The sequence below is a fragment of the Paenibacillus sp. IITD108 genome, from assembly GCF_036541265.1.
In the GTDB taxonomy this organism is placed as follows: Bacteria; Bacillota; Bacilli; order Paenibacillales; family Paenibacillaceae; genus Pristimantibacillus.
Genome location: NZ_JAZHCT010000003.1, coordinates 89452 through 106477, shown reverse-complemented (window position 1 = coordinate 106477; position 17026 = coordinate 89452). Strand labels below are relative to the sequence as shown.

Annotated in this window: 12 protein-coding genes; 6 read left to right on the top strand and 6 right to left on the bottom strand. The window is 42.8% G+C overall.

The window, feature by feature from the left end; genetic code table 11:
- Positions 1-8: 8 nt before the first annotated feature.
- From V1L65_RS03640 to V1L65_RS03625, 4 genes are all read right to left on the bottom strand, one after another.
- Positions 9-896, bottom strand: a complete 888-nt coding sequence (locus V1L65_RS03640; protein ID WP_331697706.1) for a carbohydrate ABC transporter permease — start codon at positions 894-896, stop codon at positions 9-11.
- 29 nt (positions 897-925) lie between these two features.
- Positions 926-1903 carry an ABC transporter permease gene (locus V1L65_RS03635; RefSeq protein ID WP_432504523.1) on the bottom strand — a complete coding sequence of 326 codons (978 nt, stop codon included), beginning with the start codon at positions 1901-1903 and terminating at the stop codon, positions 926-928.
- A 190-nt stretch (positions 1904-2093) separates the two neighbouring features.
- Positions 2094-4367 carry a helix-turn-helix domain-containing protein gene (locus V1L65_RS03630; protein ID WP_331697705.1) on the bottom strand — a complete coding sequence of 758 codons (2274 nt, stop codon included), beginning with the start codon at positions 4365-4367 and terminating at the stop codon, positions 2094-2096.
- Between the two features lie 85 nt (positions 4368-4452).
- Positions 4453-7527: a chondroitinase family polysaccharide lyase gene (locus tag V1L65_RS03625; protein WP_331697704.1), complete on the bottom strand. Its 3075-nt coding sequence runs from the start codon at positions 7525-7527 to the stop codon at positions 4453-4455.
- 215 nt (positions 7528-7742) lie between these two features.
- Between V1L65_RS03625 and V1L65_RS03620 the strand changes: the two genes are divergently transcribed.
- Both V1L65_RS03620 and V1L65_RS03615 read left to right on the top strand, forming a co-directional pair.
- Positions 7743-8219: a hypothetical protein gene (locus V1L65_RS03620; RefSeq protein WP_331697703.1), complete on the top strand. Its 477-nt coding sequence runs from the start codon at positions 7743-7745 to the stop codon at positions 8217-8219.
- Between the two features lie 1364 nt (positions 8220-9583).
- Complete coding sequence (locus tag V1L65_RS03615; protein WP_331697702.1) at positions 9584-10912, top strand: hypothetical protein; 1329 nt, start codon at positions 9584-9586, stop codon at positions 10910-10912.
- Here V1L65_RS03615 and V1L65_RS03610 read toward each other — a convergent pair.
- Both V1L65_RS03610 and V1L65_RS03605 read right to left on the bottom strand, forming a co-directional pair.
- Positions 10892-12241, bottom strand: coding sequence for a recombinase family protein (locus V1L65_RS03610; protein WP_331697701.1), 1350 nt, complete (start codon positions 12239-12241; stop codon positions 10892-10894). The genes V1L65_RS03615 and V1L65_RS03610 overlap by 21 nt on opposite strands.
- A gap of 12 nt (positions 12242-12253) precedes the next feature.
- Positions 12254-12880, bottom strand: coding sequence for a LexA family protein (locus tag V1L65_RS03605; RefSeq protein WP_331697851.1), 627 nt, complete (start codon positions 12878-12880; stop codon positions 12254-12256).
- 129 nt (positions 12881-13009) lie between these two features.
- On the opposite strand from V1L65_RS03605, the gene V1L65_RS03600 reads away from it, so the two are divergent.
- The 4 genes from V1L65_RS03600 to V1L65_RS03585 all read left to right on the top strand — a co-directional run bounded on the left by V1L65_RS03600 (position 13010) and on the right by V1L65_RS03585 (position 17026).
- Positions 13010-13240 carry a helix-turn-helix transcriptional regulator gene (locus tag V1L65_RS03600; RefSeq protein ID WP_331697700.1) on the top strand — a complete coding sequence of 77 codons (231 nt, stop codon included), beginning with the start codon at positions 13010-13012 and terminating at the stop codon, positions 13238-13240.
- Positions 13241-13251: 11 nt separating this feature from the next.
- Positions 13252-13473 (top strand): hypothetical protein, encoded by a 222-nt coding sequence (locus V1L65_RS03595; RefSeq protein ID WP_331697699.1) that lies wholly within the window; start codon positions 13252-13254, stop codon positions 13471-13473.
- A 951-nt stretch (positions 13474-14424) separates the two neighbouring features.
- On the top strand, positions 14425-15078 hold the full coding sequence (locus tag V1L65_RS03590) for a Rha family transcriptional regulator (RefSeq protein ID WP_331697698.1): 654 nt from the start codon (positions 14425-14427) through the stop codon (positions 15076-15078).
- A 319-nt stretch (positions 15079-15397) separates the two neighbouring features.
- Positions 15398-17026: an AAA family ATPase gene (locus V1L65_RS03585; RefSeq protein WP_331697697.1), complete on the top strand. Its 1629-nt coding sequence runs from the start codon at positions 15398-15400 to the stop codon at positions 17024-17026.

Here is a 17026-nt window from a genome sequence, read left to right as displayed (position 1 = left end):
CAGGCGCTCTATTCTTTCAGAGAACCAATCATAACACCTTTTACAAAATATTTTTGCAAAAATGGATAGAGCACGAGTACCGGCAAGCTGGAAACGACGATTACTCCGAATTTCATCAGCTCAAGCAAGCGGCGCTGCTCCGCCAGATCATGCACTTCCTCAACGAACATTTCGGAAATATCGTTGCTGATCAAAATGTTCCGCAAAATGATTTGCAGCGGCTGAATGCTATGCTCTTTCAAATAAATGAGCGCGTTAAAGTACGAGTTCCAATGATTGACAGTATAGAACAACGTCATAACCGCAACGATAGGCAGCGATAACGGAAGAGCAATTTGCAGAAAAAACCGAATATCCGACGTTCCGTCTATTTGTGCAGACTCTAGAACCTCGCCAGGTATCGTTGTCTGGAAAAAAGTACGCGTAATAATAATGTAGTAAGCAGAAGCGGCATTAGGAATAACCATCGCCCATATCGTATTAACCATTCCCAGATCTTTAACTAGCAAATAGGTAGGAATAAGTCCCCCGCCAAAAAACATGGTAAATACGATAACGAACATAAAGCCGTTGCGTCCGAACAGATCGCGTCTGGATAAGGCATATCCAGCTGTCAGTGTCAGCACGACGTTAATGGTTGTACCTAATACGGTGTACATTAAAGTGTTGCGGTATCCCATCCATATGGAAGAATCTGCGAAGATCCGTGAATAACCCTCCAATGTGAATTCCTTGGGCAGCATGAGTAAACTTCCGCCGGCAATATTCGGTTCGCTAAAGGATGAAATAAGTACATAGTAGAGCGGATAAATGACCGCTAAGGAAAGAATCCCGAGTAATATATAATTTACTGCATCAAAAACTTTATCCTGACGGCTGTTGCTTAAATGGTTCATTCCATTCACCTTCTTTTCGTTCTAGCTTCTTACCATAAGCTATTTTGCTTCAATCGTTTCGCGGTCCAGTTGACTGTAATAAGCAAAACAAAGTTAATAACAGAATTAAACAATCCAACTGCTGTAGAATAACCGTATTCGGCATTCAACAAGCCTACTTTATATACATAGGTTTGAATAATTTCAGAAGAATCTACGTTAAGCGAGTTTTGCATGAGATATACTTTTTCAAAGCCGATAGCCATAAAGTTACCTACGTTTAATATGAGCAAAATAATAATGGTCGGTAATATGGATGGAAAATCAATATACGTAATTCGTTGTACCTTTGTAGCCCCGTCGACGACAGCGGCTTCATGAAGGCTTGGATTCACAGAAGTAAGCGCAGCCAAATAAATAATGGTGGACCAGCCAATGTTTTGCCATATGCCGGAAAATACAAATATCGTTTTAAACCATCCCGCACTTCCCATAAAAAAGACCGGATCACCGCCAAAGGCCTTTATGACTTCATTGATAATGCCGTTGTTTGGCGAAAGAAAGATGCCCAGCATCCCGACTATAACAACAACCGATATAAAGTGGGGCGCATAGGTAACCGTTTGCACGAACCGTTTGAAACGCTCACTCGTCAAGGAGTTCAGTAATAAAGCCAGCAGGATTGGTGCTGGAAAGGCTACTAACAGCTCATAAACACTAATGCCCAGTGTGTTTTTCAATACAGTCCAAAATTGATAGGATTGAAAAAATCGTGTGAAGTGATCAAAGCCTACCCAATCACTTCCTGCAATGCCTTTAATGGCAATAAAGTTTTTAAATGCTATTTGTGCTCCATAGATGGGAATGTAGTGGAACATAACAAAATACACCATAGTCGGAAGCAACAACAAATATAATTGATAGGATGACAGCATCCTCTTTAGTATTGGTTTCAAAGTCTTCCTCACTTCCTGTTTAGGTTTCATCTTCATGCTTGCTGTATGCTTGACAGCGTTTTCAGTTTTCATAGTTGTCACCTCCGCATCGATCATGCTTATAGCGTACAAGAGCATAAAAAAAAATCCCATAAGCGAGATTAGGTTCGGCTGTGCAACATTTGAACCTGATCTGATTAGAGGGGATTTCATCATGCTTTTGAGCTATTTACTATGCTAAATTTGACATTATACTATGCAAGATACGAACCATTAAAATCATTCAATCACCACTGCTGCTGTTTAATCTGCGATATTCCCCTGGTGTCAGCCCGACTAAAGCTTTAAACTTCCTTGTAAAACTTGAAGGATCGGCATAGCCGACTTGTTGAATTATATCCTTAACAGGACAATCTTTTTCACGCAGCATTTTTTTGGCTTCGTCAATACGAATCTGATTGACAAGCTCGCTCAAGGTGCTGCCTGTTTTCTCTTTATAATAACGGCTTAAATAGGAAGTAGAGACGTGAAAGTCATCGGCCATTTGCTGAATAGAAAAATGATACTGGGTAGCATGCATTTGTACGTATTTGGTCATTTCATTCATCATCTGATCTTTTTTATGAGGAATGGCTTGTTGAATGGTAGTCGTTAAATTAACGCAAGCATCAATCATTAAGGACGACAGCTCTTCTACCGTAGTAAAATCCATCAGCGACCATATATCAGGAAATTCAATATGAAGCTCTGGATGCTCAAGGGTAATTTCATGTACCGTATTTTTGATAGCTGTAATCAAATCGTAGCAGTAGCAGCGGGCAACTACCAGCGTCGTACGATACTGACTGATTTCCTGTGTGATTTTTGTTATCGTCTCCGATACCTGATCCGTCTGTCCTTGCTTGATTTGCAGTTTTAAACGGTCGATTCCCTGCTGCGGATAATGGAAGGAGTCGGTCTCCTCCAGCCCCAGTTCCTCAAAATAAATAACTTTATTGCTTCCCTTAATAAGTTTATAATCGACTGCCGTAGATGCTTCTATCCATGAACGGCCTGCATGCTGCAGCCCTTCATACGTATTGCCTACTCCGATAACTAGCTGTCTGAATGACTGATGCTGCAGATCAAGATGAAGCTGCTGAAGCCAGTGCTTGAGCAAATCTCCCTCTGGATTCACTGCGAGAATGACAATAAGCTTCTGACCGTCAAGCGTATCCCGGCAATAGCCTTGAATATCGCCAGACATTCGTTTTTCGATTTCCGTCTGCAGCGTTTGCTTTAGCTTGTTATTGTGCTCGCCATATTCGACGACCAATACGCATATACAATGGCTATGAAGAAAAGGAATGCCGATCTCTTCAGCCTCCAGGTTCCATTCCTCTAGGCTTTCAATTTCTCCCTTTAACAGTTCAAGCAGCATATGCTGTTTGATGACATAGCGATTTTCGTTCATTTGTTCATCAAGCTGCCGGTTTTTCTCAACTGCGCGATGCATGAAAGTACGTACAAGCTCCAAATCATTAATTTTATCCTCTGCTTTTCCCCAGTAATGCTCTGCAAGCTGTACAAGCTTACGGATAGGGGAGTAGTTATAGTAAAGAGCTGCAAATATGAGGACGCCGCCTAAAATTAATATCATTAGCATCGTGCGAATCCACTGTTCCACTGCAGAAGTCATTGGACCAATTTCATCTTTAACCGGATTGAGCATGACATAGTTCCAGCCGCTGCTGCCTGACTCCATGACCGCTTGGTAGTAATCCTCGCCGTTGATCTGCTCAACCGAAAATGCACCCTGACGGGCATGACCCGGCATTTGTTCAATCCTATTCTCGACCGATATTTGATCTTCTTTGTGTGCGGCGATAATGCGCTTATCAGGGCTGATAACGAGTAAACTTCCTCGCTCATAACCTGCCATATAGCGGCTATACTCCAAAAAGTTTTTCTCTTTGATCATAAACATGACAGCGCCATATGGCTTTGTACTGCCATAAGGAACGGGCACAATATAAGAAATCAAACGTTCTTTGGTGCCATTGGCTAATATTACGTCCTCAGCCGGCCGAAGTACGGGTTCTTTAATTTCATCCAGCTGCTGCTTCATTTGCTCTATATTCCAATTCGGGAAGCGATAAACATCCTTCATAAATAAAGAGATTGGGTACGTACTTGCGGAAGCATACAAATACGGCTCTCCTTGAATATAATAGACAATTTCCTGCAAATAAGGGTTAGACACCATATAATCGAGGAAGGGATTGGAATGATAGGATGCTGCAAAATAATTTGAAATGGCATACGGTGTCAGCATAGGATGTGTCTCCAGCCGGCTCGCCATCTGATTCATTTGCGTCCACTTCTGATCCATGTCTTCTCTTACTTCATTTAGAAGCTTCTGTTGATTATCACGCACCTGTTCGCCAATCGTTGCTTTGAGCTGATCATAACCAAAATAACCAAGAACAAGCAGCGGCACGATAAGTACGATGACGTAGGATGCCAAATATTTAAAAAGCACAGAATGAAATATACGCTTCCACCGTCTAACCCCCATTACAATCCCCTCCCTTAGTATTCGTTCCTATTAATCCGATGGACTCCATTTCATAATTCGTATCCGTATTATGAAATTAACTCGATTACTCAAAGCATTTAACAAGCGAGAACTCAACCGGCTCGGCATGCTGACAGTGTATACGCAGCTCAGTGCTCTCAGAATCGTGAGCCGACACTTGCACCCGCTCATCTTGCTGCTCTAGATTCCAACAGCCTTTTATGTGCATCGTTAATGTATGCCCTGCACCTTCTGCTTCCACCCATGTACGGGAGTACAAGCTAACTTCACGCTGATTTCCTTGCTCATCGAGCTGATCCGGTTCTATGCCTTCATACAGCCTTAAGTCAGGATCAACGACACTGACCTGCAGCTTGTCTGCTTTCGCTTCGCGCAGCATGGCCATGCACGGCGTATCGACAAATAGCAGGGAGCCATCGCGGCTTAAATGGTCACTATATTGTGCATGATCTGCAGTATGTCCTGCTTCAAAGCAGCTGTAAGCAGTTGTGCGGCTCGCTTTCTCCCAAACAATATGCGCTCCGCGGTCCTTGCGGATAACCGAATAGGCTGCTGAAACTGCTTGCTGCTGTGCCTGTGCGAATGCTGTCATTTCGGCTTCTTCCGATTGAACGAGTACAGTATATTCGTACTCTCCGGCTTGCGGGGCATGTCCATGCGAAAGCCAAGCAGATGCGAAGTCGCCCTCGGTTTTGGAATCATCCTTCTGATGCGGTGTTATCTGATGCTGCTTCGCAATCGTCAGCTGCTGACCTGCCGGTACGTAGTATCCGTTGCTGCGCGTATCCAGCATCCAGACAGGCTCACTTATTTCCAACGTTGTTATTTTTGGGAAATCTTCTATTCTGCCGGCAGTACTCAGTACCACTGTATCTTTTCCGTCTAGTATACACTGCTGGAACAGCGTTGTCTCTGTAGCATGCTCAGCATCATCATTCTCAATATCTGAACCAAGCGCGATAATCATGTTGGAGAAAAAGTAATAGGATTTGCGCGCACGATGGCTGCCATTATACTTGCCATGCTCATGAAGCTTCATGGCAAACATGCCGTCTGAGCCATCTATAGACAATCCGCCTGCAAATGTCTCATCTGAGATCGTCATCTCTTCATAACCGCTAAATTTATCAACATTCCTTACATCGGACCGCAATTTATCATAAGGGAGCCGGATTGTGGTTGTCCCTGGCCAGTGATTCCAATCCCAGCCTTCTGGATCATAACCGCTGTCCTTGTGATTGACAGGCTGGCCTGAAGCCATAATTTCCAAATGGCCATAGGCAATATATCTGCCGTACAGATTGCAATTGACATAGGTTTCATTACCCCATATATAACGGCTGAAGCCGCGAACGCCAACAAGCCAATGATCTCTGCGATGGTACGCTGCACAAGCGTAATTCATGGTCCAATGTCCATTCGGATCCGGCTCTGGCTCTACGCCGCAGGACTGCAATCGGGCGACGGTTTCATTGGTGGCGCCGCTCGGCAGCAATCGCAGGTAAGCGGCTCCCATTATTTCATCAATGGCCTGCTTTCCGTCAGGCGATCCTGCCAAAGCCATCTCACGATACAGCTCAGGGTCAAGTCCCCACTTACCCGTTGGATGGCGGGCAGATATAGAAATAAGCCATTCCGTCTTATTGCTATAAAATCTCATAGCCAGCAGCACATGACGAATCATTTGATGGGCTTGTTCGGGTATGCGGAATAAAGTTCCGCTCAATATACGAATGACAGGGGTGAGACCCTTTAGACAGCCTATTAAATAAGCAGGGTAGTGATTAACATGATGATAGCCGGCCCCATCGGGCTTAAATATTGCCATCAAACCACGGGCTGGCATGATTGAAAGCTCCATCCAGCGCTGCAGTCTGCCAAGAGTAGCTGCCATTTGCTCCATATTGTCAGTCAATAGAACGGAGCTAAGCATCCCGGCTAACGTTGTATTAAATATATCCGCATTGCCTTCAATCTCTTCATCCGCAAAAGCTATTCGTCCCAGTCCGCTGTACCACTCCAGTGTTTTACGCGATTGCTCGAGTAAACCTTCTTGGAGCAATACATCCCGCATCAAAAAATAAGCAGGATACAAGCTGATTATATTATAACCGAGGTGGTGTACTGTTCCTTGGCTGCTGCCCCATGCCCAGCCCTGCTGATCCAAATGCTTGACAGTATCTATAAACCATTGCTGCAGCCTATTCTTCTCTGCGACTGTGCTCGATTGACGATAACTGATTGCTGTTGCCAACAGCATTTCAGACACTTCACGCAAATCCGCCGCATTGGTGAGCTCTAACAGCTCCTTACTGCAATGTAAAGGATAAAAATCTTTTATATGAATAACATCTATTGTTTGCGGTCTGGCTATTCCGTTTTCCGCTGCATACAACAGCTGAGAGTAATACTGCTGCTGTTCTTCCAGGGAACGTTGTTCAGACTCATTTAATTCTAGCAAGTAATGATCCCATCGCTCCTGGATAAGTGCGAGTGAAGCCATTTCCTCTGCTGTAATTTTCATCTCATCTATATTTATTCTTGCTCTCCATTGCTCTAATACCTCATCCATACGCAACAAGCCGAGCCAGTGGCTATTGGCAGCTTGATCAGCCTGCAGATTGACAAAAGGCACCTGACGATCTCTCGTATGGTGGCGAGGGTCAACAGGAGTTGACGTTATGATCTGATCAAACAGCAGCACTCCTTGCCCCGAAGCAGGAGCGACTATAGTAAGCGTTTGCATGTCGCTGAGAGGTTCGCCGGTCATATCCCGTTCATAAGCCACTCTGGCTGAACGCCATCCTGTGAAATCTAACCCAACCTCGAAATGGCAATCCTTGCGCTCATCTTTCCCAAATTCAAATAATAGCTTTTGGCCGGTAGGCTCCTGCGAATAGATCCAAATTCCAAACGTATCAATAGCTTGATTATGCGGATTTGGAACAAACGGCTGGAAGCCGATTGGACCTTTAATTGTCAATTTTGCTCCAGGCATGTAGTTCCATTGCAGCGATTGCTTGCCGTCTCTGCTCCTCGTCTCGCATATGGATAAGCTAGAGCCTTCGGTCGTCGAGAAGCCATCGGGAATTCCCGACTCGAATGAATAGATCCTTCCGTTCCATTCTGCTGATGTCATTTGTCTATTTCCTCCTTGCATTTTTAGACACTATTCCTATTATAGAGATGCATCGTAATCAAAAACAATGACAATTTGTAATTGTTTGCTTTCAATTTGTAAGGTGCTTGGCGGGGCGGTTAACACCGCGGGCAAATTCAGAATAGACAAACTCTTTCACACGTAACCGATCAGAGTCTCCCCGCATATAGTGAAATCAAGAGGAGGAGACCGATATGGTTATAGTGTTCATTACTGTTATCGGGTGCTATCTGGCTGCAGCGGGTTTGGTTCATTTTATGCATTGGTATTTGAACAGGAGCTCTGAACGCAAGAAAATGGGCGGGCGTCACTATGTTTTGATTACGGATCAAAGACAGACGAATATAGAGTGGCATTTACGCTCTTTGTTTTCATTTTCGAGAACGTCTGGCAAAGACGTCCAATTAACAGTTGTTGATAATGGACTGTCTGAGGAAGAGCTGGCCATTGTAAATCGTTTTTCCCGAGAAGAGGAGAAGATCAAGGTTCATGCTGCATACAATCGGGCCGAGCAGAAGAAAGCGCCAAGCAAAGAGAAAACGGCGCCCAGCCACCGCAATGCCGATCAATGGCTATGGCTCCTTCAAAACGAAGGTGTTGTTAGCGTTTCCGACAGTGCGGTATTAATTGATTTGCATAATCCTGCGGATTTGTCCAAGCTTCCGTACTAATAGCCAAGAAGCTCAAAAGCTCAGAAGCTCAGAAGCTCAGAAGCTCAAAGCTTAAAAGCTCAGAAGCTCAAAAGCTCAAAAGCTCAAAAGCTCAAAAGCTCAAAAGCTCAAAAGCTTTTTGATGGACTGTTCGAGCTTCTTATTTTTTTGACAGCAAGGTGCAGGATTGGCTTGTTCATGGTTATGGGATATAATAAGGAAAATGAAGCACATTTACAGCTGATAGCGGCTGTGGGTGTGCTTTTTTTCGTGCAAATTTACTCATAATGAAATCGACAAATTCTCCATACGCCCTTGGCTGGGGTGCTGATTATAGCGGATAGTGCAACAGGCAATCTGAAGGGAGGCCACTACGATCAAGGTTGGGATTCCGATCGCTGTTTAGTCCAATTTTTTTGAAGCAATAACCCCAGTAAAGGACAAAATTGGCCTACAAAGGCGGACGCTGCTGCTTCTTCATTCCCAACCTTGCTCTTCGTTCCCTTTTCTCATGGCTTATCCATAGTTGCCCGCAATGAATCGCGACATGGACACACGTTCCGTTATTTGCTTCAAAAACGCGTTTTATAAAATTTCGCGGTCACACGTTCCGCTATTCGGCTCGAAAGGGAGCTTTATTTGCTATATATGGATCAATAACGGAACGTGTGTCACTTTACCGTCTCAAAACTGCTCTTTTGGGCGTGATAGCGGAACGTCTGACCGGCTAGCTAGGGAAGCAGCGAATTATTATGGATAGGGCAACAGGCAACCGGAAGGGGATGGCACTACGATCAAAGTTGGGATTGCGATCGCTGTTGTAGTCCAATTTTTTTGATGAAATAACCCCTGAAAAGGATAAAATTGGCCTGCAAAGGCGGACGCTGTCGCTTCTCCATTCCCAACCTTGCTCTTCGTTCCCTTTTCTCATGGCTTATCCATAGTTGCCCACAATGAATCGCGACATGGACACACGTTCCGTTATTTGCTCAAAAACGCGTTTTTTTAAATTTCGCGGTCACACGTTCCGCTATTCGGCCCGGAGCTTTATTTGCTATATATGGATCAATAACGGAACGTGTGTCACATTACAGTCTCAAAACTGATCTTTTGGGCGTGATAGCGGAACGTCTGACCGGCTAGCTAGGGAGCAGCGAATTATTATGGATAAGGCAACAGGCAACCGGAAGGGGATGGCACTGCGTGCAGGAGGGGGTCTCAAAATGGTACTTTGTTCACAAATAGCGCCTTTTGCTTTCATTACAAATTGAAAGCGGCTGTTTTTGATGAAATAGTATCGCCGGTTTTCTTTAGAGTTCCAGAGTGGCAGTAAATCGCAAAGTGAGGGGAAAGAAATGAAGGCATATCTATACATAGTAAAAAAGTTGAATAGGTGGCAAGCCTATGCTACGATCGCGCCTTTGGTCGATTGGCATTATTGGAGTTTAGATAAGTGGACAACGGATGATGCGGGAGTGCCGAACAAAAGGGATGCGGAGTTAATAGATAAAAAAAGACTATTTAGAGAGGGGCTGGTCATGGGGCAGCCGTTGCCGCTTGGGCAGGCATTTCGAGCAGCGTGGTTGTTTAATATGGATGAGAAGAGACGAGGCTTCAATGACGCTGGCCAAGTGTTTAGTGAGTTGGATGCTGGCGGACGATTGCTTCAAATTGCTACACAAGTGCAGCAGGAGTCTCGCGAGGGCAGCCGACACCCAAAGGAGCCTGCTGCTGTTCCAAGCGGTAATATGGGTTTCGAGGAATGGAAGAAACGGCGTCAGATAATGAGTGAAGGTGCGGATGGGAGAAAGAAAGCTTCGTTGCTTCCTTTGGTTGCACTGAAAGGGGACGAGCGAGCATGGTATGACAGCGAGCTCGCTCATATCGCGAAGCTGGCGCAGCAGGCTTCGCAGCTGCTTGAGGGGCGTGCGCTGCTGGGCGCAGAAGCGCACGCCCTCTTAGGCGGGCTGCCCGGGGCAGCGGGCTGGATCACGGAGGCGATCCAGCTTGCTGCGCTGCGCGGGCAGCTGCGCCTGGGTGGCTCCGTCGCCGCAAGCGATCGGCGAGCGGGGACGGAGCTCCGCTGCCAGCGCTGCGGCAGCGGAGAAGCCTTTCGCCGCACGGCCTGCGCGGCGTGCGGCGAGAGCGACTGCGCCTATTGTGGGCATTGCCTCACAATGGGGCGCAGTCGTGAATGCGCGCTGCTCATTCGGGGAGCAGCGCAATCGGCGGCGGATCGGGCGCTGTCGCCGCGATCCGTGGAGCTTTTGGCGCGCTCCGAGCAGCAGCGCCTGGAGCGCTGGGGGCTTAGCGCAGCCCAGACGGCGGCTGCGCGCACAGCGCTTCGCTTTATTGAAGGCAGAGAAAGCAGTGAAGAAGGTGGCCCAAAAAGAAACGGTGCCAAGCAAGCTCTGAAACATATGCGATTAAGAACAGGCATACCTTGGGGGACATCCGAATCGAGTAAAGCTAACGCATATAGGAAAGAGCTAATAGTTTATCAGAAAGGGAAAGCCAATAAGGTTGGGCGTACTCTTTTCCATAGGCTGTTTCATTTAAGCAGTAAGCTCAAGCTGCTGATAAATCATTCCGCTCATTCTCGAAAGGAAGAGGTGCCAGAAGGCAAATCATATCCCCGGTTTTTGTTATGGGCGGTCACAACAGCCAGTAATGAATACATAAAATTATTGTTATTAAAAAATCCACTCAATTGAAATGGATTCTCCTTTAATTACAATCTTTTGTATTAGTTTCTGTATTATCGCTTGTTTAGCTTCGAAATCAACATTCCCTAAATCTATAACATATTTTTCGAGTTTATCAGTTGTGAGGATTGTCTCTTTTTGCTTTTCGACCATTAATTTATTTTTTACTAAATGTTCCTTTTCATCATTCAATGATTTTAATTGTCTATCCAATGCGGTTTTGTCTATGGCTCCATCTGCATACAAACCAAGAATTCGATTAATTTTTTCGTCTGACTTCTGAATTAGTTTATCATAATTAATTTTAGGCTCTGATTCGTTATTTATTCTTTTCGAAACAGTCAATAATTTAAGTTCATTAATTATGAGTTTTTCAATTTTTTCAACTCTCCAAGTTTTATTTAGACACTTTTTTGAATATTCTGCCGGGAATCGTTTAGCCCTGCAAATGTAGTACCTATATGTTGTGTTTGTTTTCTTATTAACGGTATGATATGACATATACGATTCCCCACAACAACCGCATACCACCATACCTGAAAACAAACTTTCCTTGGCTTTGTATGCGTTTCGCCCTCTATGTCTTGATAACAGCATTTGCACTCTATCAAACTGCTCTTCTGTTATTATTGGATCGTGTTGACCTCTATAGTATTCTCCAGCGAAACTAACATAACCACAATACAGTTTATTTGATAGCATATCTCTGTATCTGCGAAAGCGCCAAACTTGAAGTCCCATTTTTTTAATAACTTTTTGAAATCTTGAGATAGAGTGGTATTGTTCGTATAGATCAAATGCTAGTTTAACGTGTTTGGCTTCTTGATCATTAACTACTAATTTTCCTTCTTGTCTGTTATATCCAGCTGGGTCGTAGTCTCCACCCATTCCCCTTAAGCCTTCTTCAGCTCTTTTGATATGCCCCATTCTCATGCGTTCTGCGATCGTTTCTCTCTCCAGTTGGGCGAATACAGACAGTATACCGATCATAGCTTTTCCAAATGGCGTTGATGTGTCCAATGTTTCAGTTATTGAAACGAAGTCTACATTATTCTTAAGAAAATAATCCTCTATAAGTGTTAATGTATCTCTCTGTGAGCGTGAAAGTCGGTCTAGTCTGTATACAACAACGGCATCAAACCTATCCAAAGTGTTTAGCATTTGCTGAAGGGCAGGTCTTTCCATGTTAGCACCAGAATAACCGCCATCTATAAATATTTCTCCTACACTCCAACCTTTAGATTTACAATATGCTTCTAACCTTTCTCGTTGTGACTCTATACTATAATTCTCAATTTGTTCTTGCGTTGACACTCTGAGATATAGCGCAGCCCTCATTTTTATCCTCCCTTATTCTTGATTGAAATGCCCCATGTACACCCCACAAATAATAATTTCTGTAGGTAATACATTTATTATTTGAAAGTCGTCATTCTCAGGAAGTAATTGAATGACATTAGAACCTTCTGTCCATTTGATTCTTTTTAACATACCATCTCCGTCATTTATTACAGCCGCAACAATTTGACCATTGTATTCAGCCCATGAAGATTTTCTCATGTAAACAATATCACCATCATTAATACCAGCGTTTTTCATAGAATTTCCTTTTACGTGTAAAGCAAAATCAGGCTGCCTTTTCTTAGGATAAGGGTAGCAAACATAGTCCTCTATATTGTGATCTGCTAGTAGCCCATTACCAGCACACACAGTGCCAACCAAAGGTATGAATGTGGGTTGATTTAATTTCAATCTTAAATCAGAAGTTGAAGGAAAAAGATCATCTATGTTTACATCTAAGGCGTTGGCTATAGAGAAAATAATACTTTGTTCAGGCTCATTAATTCCTTTTTCGTACGAAGATATTGTGTTGTGTTTAACTCCAACTTTTAAACCTAACTCTTTTTGAGTCATTCCTTTTTGTAACCTAAATTTTCTTATTTGTTGACCTACATATACATTAACATCCATTTTCAGCACCATCCTTGACTACAGTATATCACACTTCATGAAATTGTAAACATAAAAATTCATAAAATATGAAATATTTCGTTGACTTATTTACCCACTTCACGTATCATGAAGTCAGAAAGCGAGGTGATACATATGGAACAGGCTCGATTGATCGCTTTGAGAAAATATAAAGGCTTTACTCAACAAGAAATAGCTGATCATTTGAAGATTGATGTGAGAACTTATATTAACAAAGAAAACGGGAGTTCCCAATTCAAAGCGAATGAAATGTTTTATATCGCACAATTATTCCAAATGAATATAAGCGAAATTTTTTTACCACCCAACTTCATGAATCATGAAGTTGGTAAAACTACAGCGTAGGAGGGGGAAGGATGAAAAGAGAAAAAACAATTGAGATTACTGGTTTAGAAATGGCGGGTTTTAAACTTTCTGTACCTGATGGACTTTCGGAATTGCTAAATCGTCACAATGGTTGGTCTATCGGTGAAGAGTGCAATGAAATAAGTGAATATGAAAGAAACGTTTATGTCACAAACGGAAAACTGGTATCTGAGTTAGTTTTCAAACCTTCCAACAGTAGGAAAACAGCATAATTTAAAAGAAAGCCAGATAACCATATAAACCTATAGGAAGGTGGTGAGAAACATTGCGGAGAGTCTTATGTGTGGGATTGAATGTGCTTACTAAAATTACACACAAGTACAGAGAATACATTCTCGTTAAATACGAAAATCACATTCGCTGTACTAGGTGTAAAAAGTTAATTCACGCAAGTCATAAATATTGTATGCATTGCAGTGCGAGCAATATTAAACGAATGGATGTGAGAAATTGAAACCAAGTTTTAGAATAAGTTTCCCAGAGTTTTTGTTTATAGTCGGTCTGACTAATTTGATCTTTATTGTTATTCGCCATTAAAAAGCCTTGCAGTTAGTAGCAATGTAAATAGCAAAATAATAATTAGATGGAAAGCGTAATAGAACAATTCTAGTAAAAGTTGTTTGACACTCTTGTTATTTTGTCTTTCTCTCCATCGAAAGATAAAACTTTTATGAGGTAAATACATTCTCTTTCTTGTAAGTTCGAATGAAGATTCAATATGGTTGCACATTTTACTAAAGTACAAGCTGATTATTGTATCTATGCAGTCAGATGACAAAATTTTTTCACGTAACAACTTGTTCCAATAAATAATATCTGGGTTTACTAATTCATAATGCTTATCAATTATTTTGTATACTTCGTCATTGATATTTTTAATTTCACTCAAAGTAAACGAGTAAATACTTTTGTTTAGATAGGGTTCTAATAATCGGAATAACGGCAGATAAGCGTTGTACAATTGCTTTTCTAATGGTTTTTTAGAAGCTTGAAACCTATATCCGTAATAAACAAAGTAAATACTTAGCATTATGCCAAACCAGGTTAAAGTAGAGTTTGAAAATTTTTCGAAAAAATCAATCATTATACTGCATCCTTTCTGTTAATAGAATCTCGACAATTCCATTTTAACAGGAAAGGAAAATATTGAAAGGAGCTTATATATGAACCTAGTAACGATTGAGAACGGCAGACCAGTAACTGATAGCCTGACAGTAGCGGAGACATTCGGCAAGGAGCACAAACATGTAATGCGGGACATTCGATACTTAGATTGCAGCGAAGAATTTCATCAGTCCAATTTTGGACTGGTCGAATACAAGGACGATGGAGGTCGCACTTATCAAAAATATATCATCACTGAGCAAGGGTTCGCTTTCCTGGCTATGGGTTATACCGGCAAGGAAGCAGCTCGCTTCAAAGAAATGTACATTTCAGAGTTTGGCCGGATGCGCGAACAACTTAATAGACCGCCTGTACTGGACAGCAATACAGCTATAGCTCTTGCGTTGCAGCAAACATCTCAGATGATGCTTAAAGTGCCACAGATCGAAAGTAAGCTGGAAGAACTCGACAACAAGGTTGAAACGCAAATAACGCTTGATCATGGAGAGCAGCGCCGCATACAAAAGGCTATATCGACAAAGGTATATGAGATTGCGGAAGATAGCGAACGCCGATCAGAGTTATTCAGAGAGCTACACCGTGAAATAAAAGACCGTTGGGGCGTTCCGAGTTACAAGGATGTTTTGCGTAAGGACATGCTTGCGCTGATTAAGTACATTGATGCATGGCAGCCTAAGAGAGTATCGGCATGAGCGCACTAAACCGCATTAAACATAAGCTTGCTTTATTGGACAAGGCTTTACATGAGTTGGATGTGAAGCTGACAAATCTTGAGAGGGGGTGAAAAACAAATGAACATTACTGGTGCTGTATGGATGGAGCTAACCAAAGAGGAACGCATGATTTGCTTGGAATTTGCTGTTTTTGAAAACTTGAAGCGCATGAAAAAAGCCGCCTGAGCAGCGACTTAACGAGTATTAGCAGGGTGAGAGCTGCTTTGTACTCTAACACAAAATTATATTGCCGTCAGTATAACGTGAAAATGACGGACTGTAAAGGAGAATATTCATTATGCATATTAAACGTATTGAGATAAAGGACTGGTTGGGTATTAAAGAGTTGTCATTTTCGCCTGGGAAAATCAATAAAGTGTCAGGTGATTCCGGCGTAGGAAAGAGTAGCCTTGTAGAAGCACTCGAAAAAGCATTTACAAATAAAAACCGCCGTACCGAGGTTGTCAGTCATGGAGCTGAGGAAGCCGAATTGCTAGTTGAACTAAATGACGGTTTACAGGTTACTCGTAAAGTTCGTACCGAAAAAGCTGATTATCTCAAGGTAAAGCATGATAGCATGGCCGTTGCTAGTACAGAATCATTTTTACGAAAGTTAGTTAATGGTGAAATTTTCAGACCAATTGAATTTGTCCAGCAAGATGCTAAGAAGCAAACTGAAATCATACTTAATATGTTGCAGATTGATTGGACAGTAGAAGATATTAAATCATGGTTTGGCGAGATGCCAGAAGCTGACTATCATTTGCATATCCTTCAAATTCTCAAGCAAATCGAGAGTGGATATTATGCTGAGCGTGAGAGTTTGAATCGCGAAATTAACCTGCTTAAAGCGAATATTGAGGGAATCAAGCGTGATTTACCGCCGAACTATGACGGCGAAGAATGGCAATCAGTTAACCTGCAGGAGCTTTACAACAAGCTATCGGCTGCAGAAGAATCGAACCGCCGTTTAACGGAAGCACAATCATTGATAGATGGCCTGTCATTGCGTATTGATGATATTAAGCAAAGATCAGCAAATGCAGCTGAGGAAAAGCGCCTTAATTACAACAGGCAGCGAGATTCATTAGTAGCATCTATTAGCAGGCTAGAAGAAAGTATACAGCGTGAGCAGGCAGTTATTGACGATACAGACCGCCGTATCATGGATGAATCTGCTCGTTTGGATAATGAATTAGAGCAAGCTATTGAACGATTGAAACTACAATACCAGGCTAAAAAACAGTCAATGCGTGAAGAAATCCAAGCGGCTTCGCAACAATCCCAAGTATTCATTTCCGAATACAAGGAACAAATTGCAGAAAAACGCACGCAGCTGGCTAATATAGCTGAGCATGAAGCAAAGGATTTGGAACGCATCAAAGACCATGAAAACAACCTTATTACTGCTGAAAATGAGAAGTCAGGAAATGCACAGCATATCGTTGAGACTAACCAAATGGTCGATACTGTTCCTCTAAAAGCGGCAGCAGACGAAGCGGCCAGCATGAAAGAATATTTACGCGAATGGGAACGGATGAATAGCATTATTCGTGAGAAACTTGCTCCTAAAGAAGAACGCAGCGCGGAGCTTACGGCTAAGATTCAAACAGCGCGGAACCTTCCAAAGGAATTACTTAAGACTGCTGCTTTGCCGGTTGATGGTTTGTCAGTGGACGAGCTGGGCCGCATTAGAATCAATGACACTCTTATTGACGGATTGTCAGAGGGCGAAGCATTGGAATTCGCATTCAAGCTGGCTAAGGCTCAAGCAGGCGATCTAAAAGTTATCTGCGTGGATGGATGGCAGAACCTTGGAAGTAGGCAGCAGGAAATCATAGAAGCAGCCAAGAGTGATGAGTACCAGTATTTTGTACTCGAAACAGTAGAAGGTGAAGCACTTAACATTGAAACGGTGGAGGGATAA

Bases quoted from the DNA above. Each gene is read 5' to 3' on its own strand.
- V1L65_RS03600 (WP_331697700.1), top strand. From the start codon at position 13,010: ATGGAACAGGCTCGATTGATCGCTTTGAGAAAATATAAAGGCTTTACT.
- V1L65_RS03625 (WP_331697704.1), bottom strand. From the start codon at position 7,527: ATGACATCAGCAGAATGGAACGGAAGGATCTATTCATTCGAGTCGGGA.
- V1L65_RS03630 (WP_331697705.1), bottom strand. From the start codon at position 4,367: ATGGGGGTTAGACGGTGGAAGCGTATATTTCATTCTGTGCTTTTTAAA.
- V1L65_RS03620 (WP_331697703.1), top strand. From the start codon at position 7,743: ATGGTTATAGTGTTCATTACTGTTATCGGGTGCTATCTGGCTGCAGCG.
- V1L65_RS03635 (WP_432504523.1), bottom strand. From the start codon at position 1,903: ATGAAAACTGAAAACGCTGTCAAGCATACAGCAAGCATGAAGATGAAA.
- V1L65_RS03610 (WP_331697701.1), bottom strand. From the start codon at position 12,241: ATGAGGGCTGCGCTATATCTCAGAGTGTCAACGCAAGAACAAATTGAG.
- V1L65_RS03640 (WP_331697706.1), bottom strand. From the start codon at position 896: ATGAACCATTTAAGCAACAGCCGTCAGGATAAAGTTTTTGATGCAGTA.
- V1L65_RS03595 (WP_331697699.1), top strand. From the start codon at position 13,252: ATGAAAAGAGAAAAAACAATTGAGATTACTGGTTTAGAAATGGCGGGT.
- V1L65_RS03585 (WP_331697697.1), top strand. From the start codon at position 15,398: ATGCATATTAAACGTATTGAGATAAAGGACTGGTTGGGTATTAAAGAG.
- V1L65_RS03590 (WP_331697698.1), top strand. From the start codon at position 14,425: ATGAACCTAGTAACGATTGAGAACGGCAGACCAGTAACTGATAGCCTG.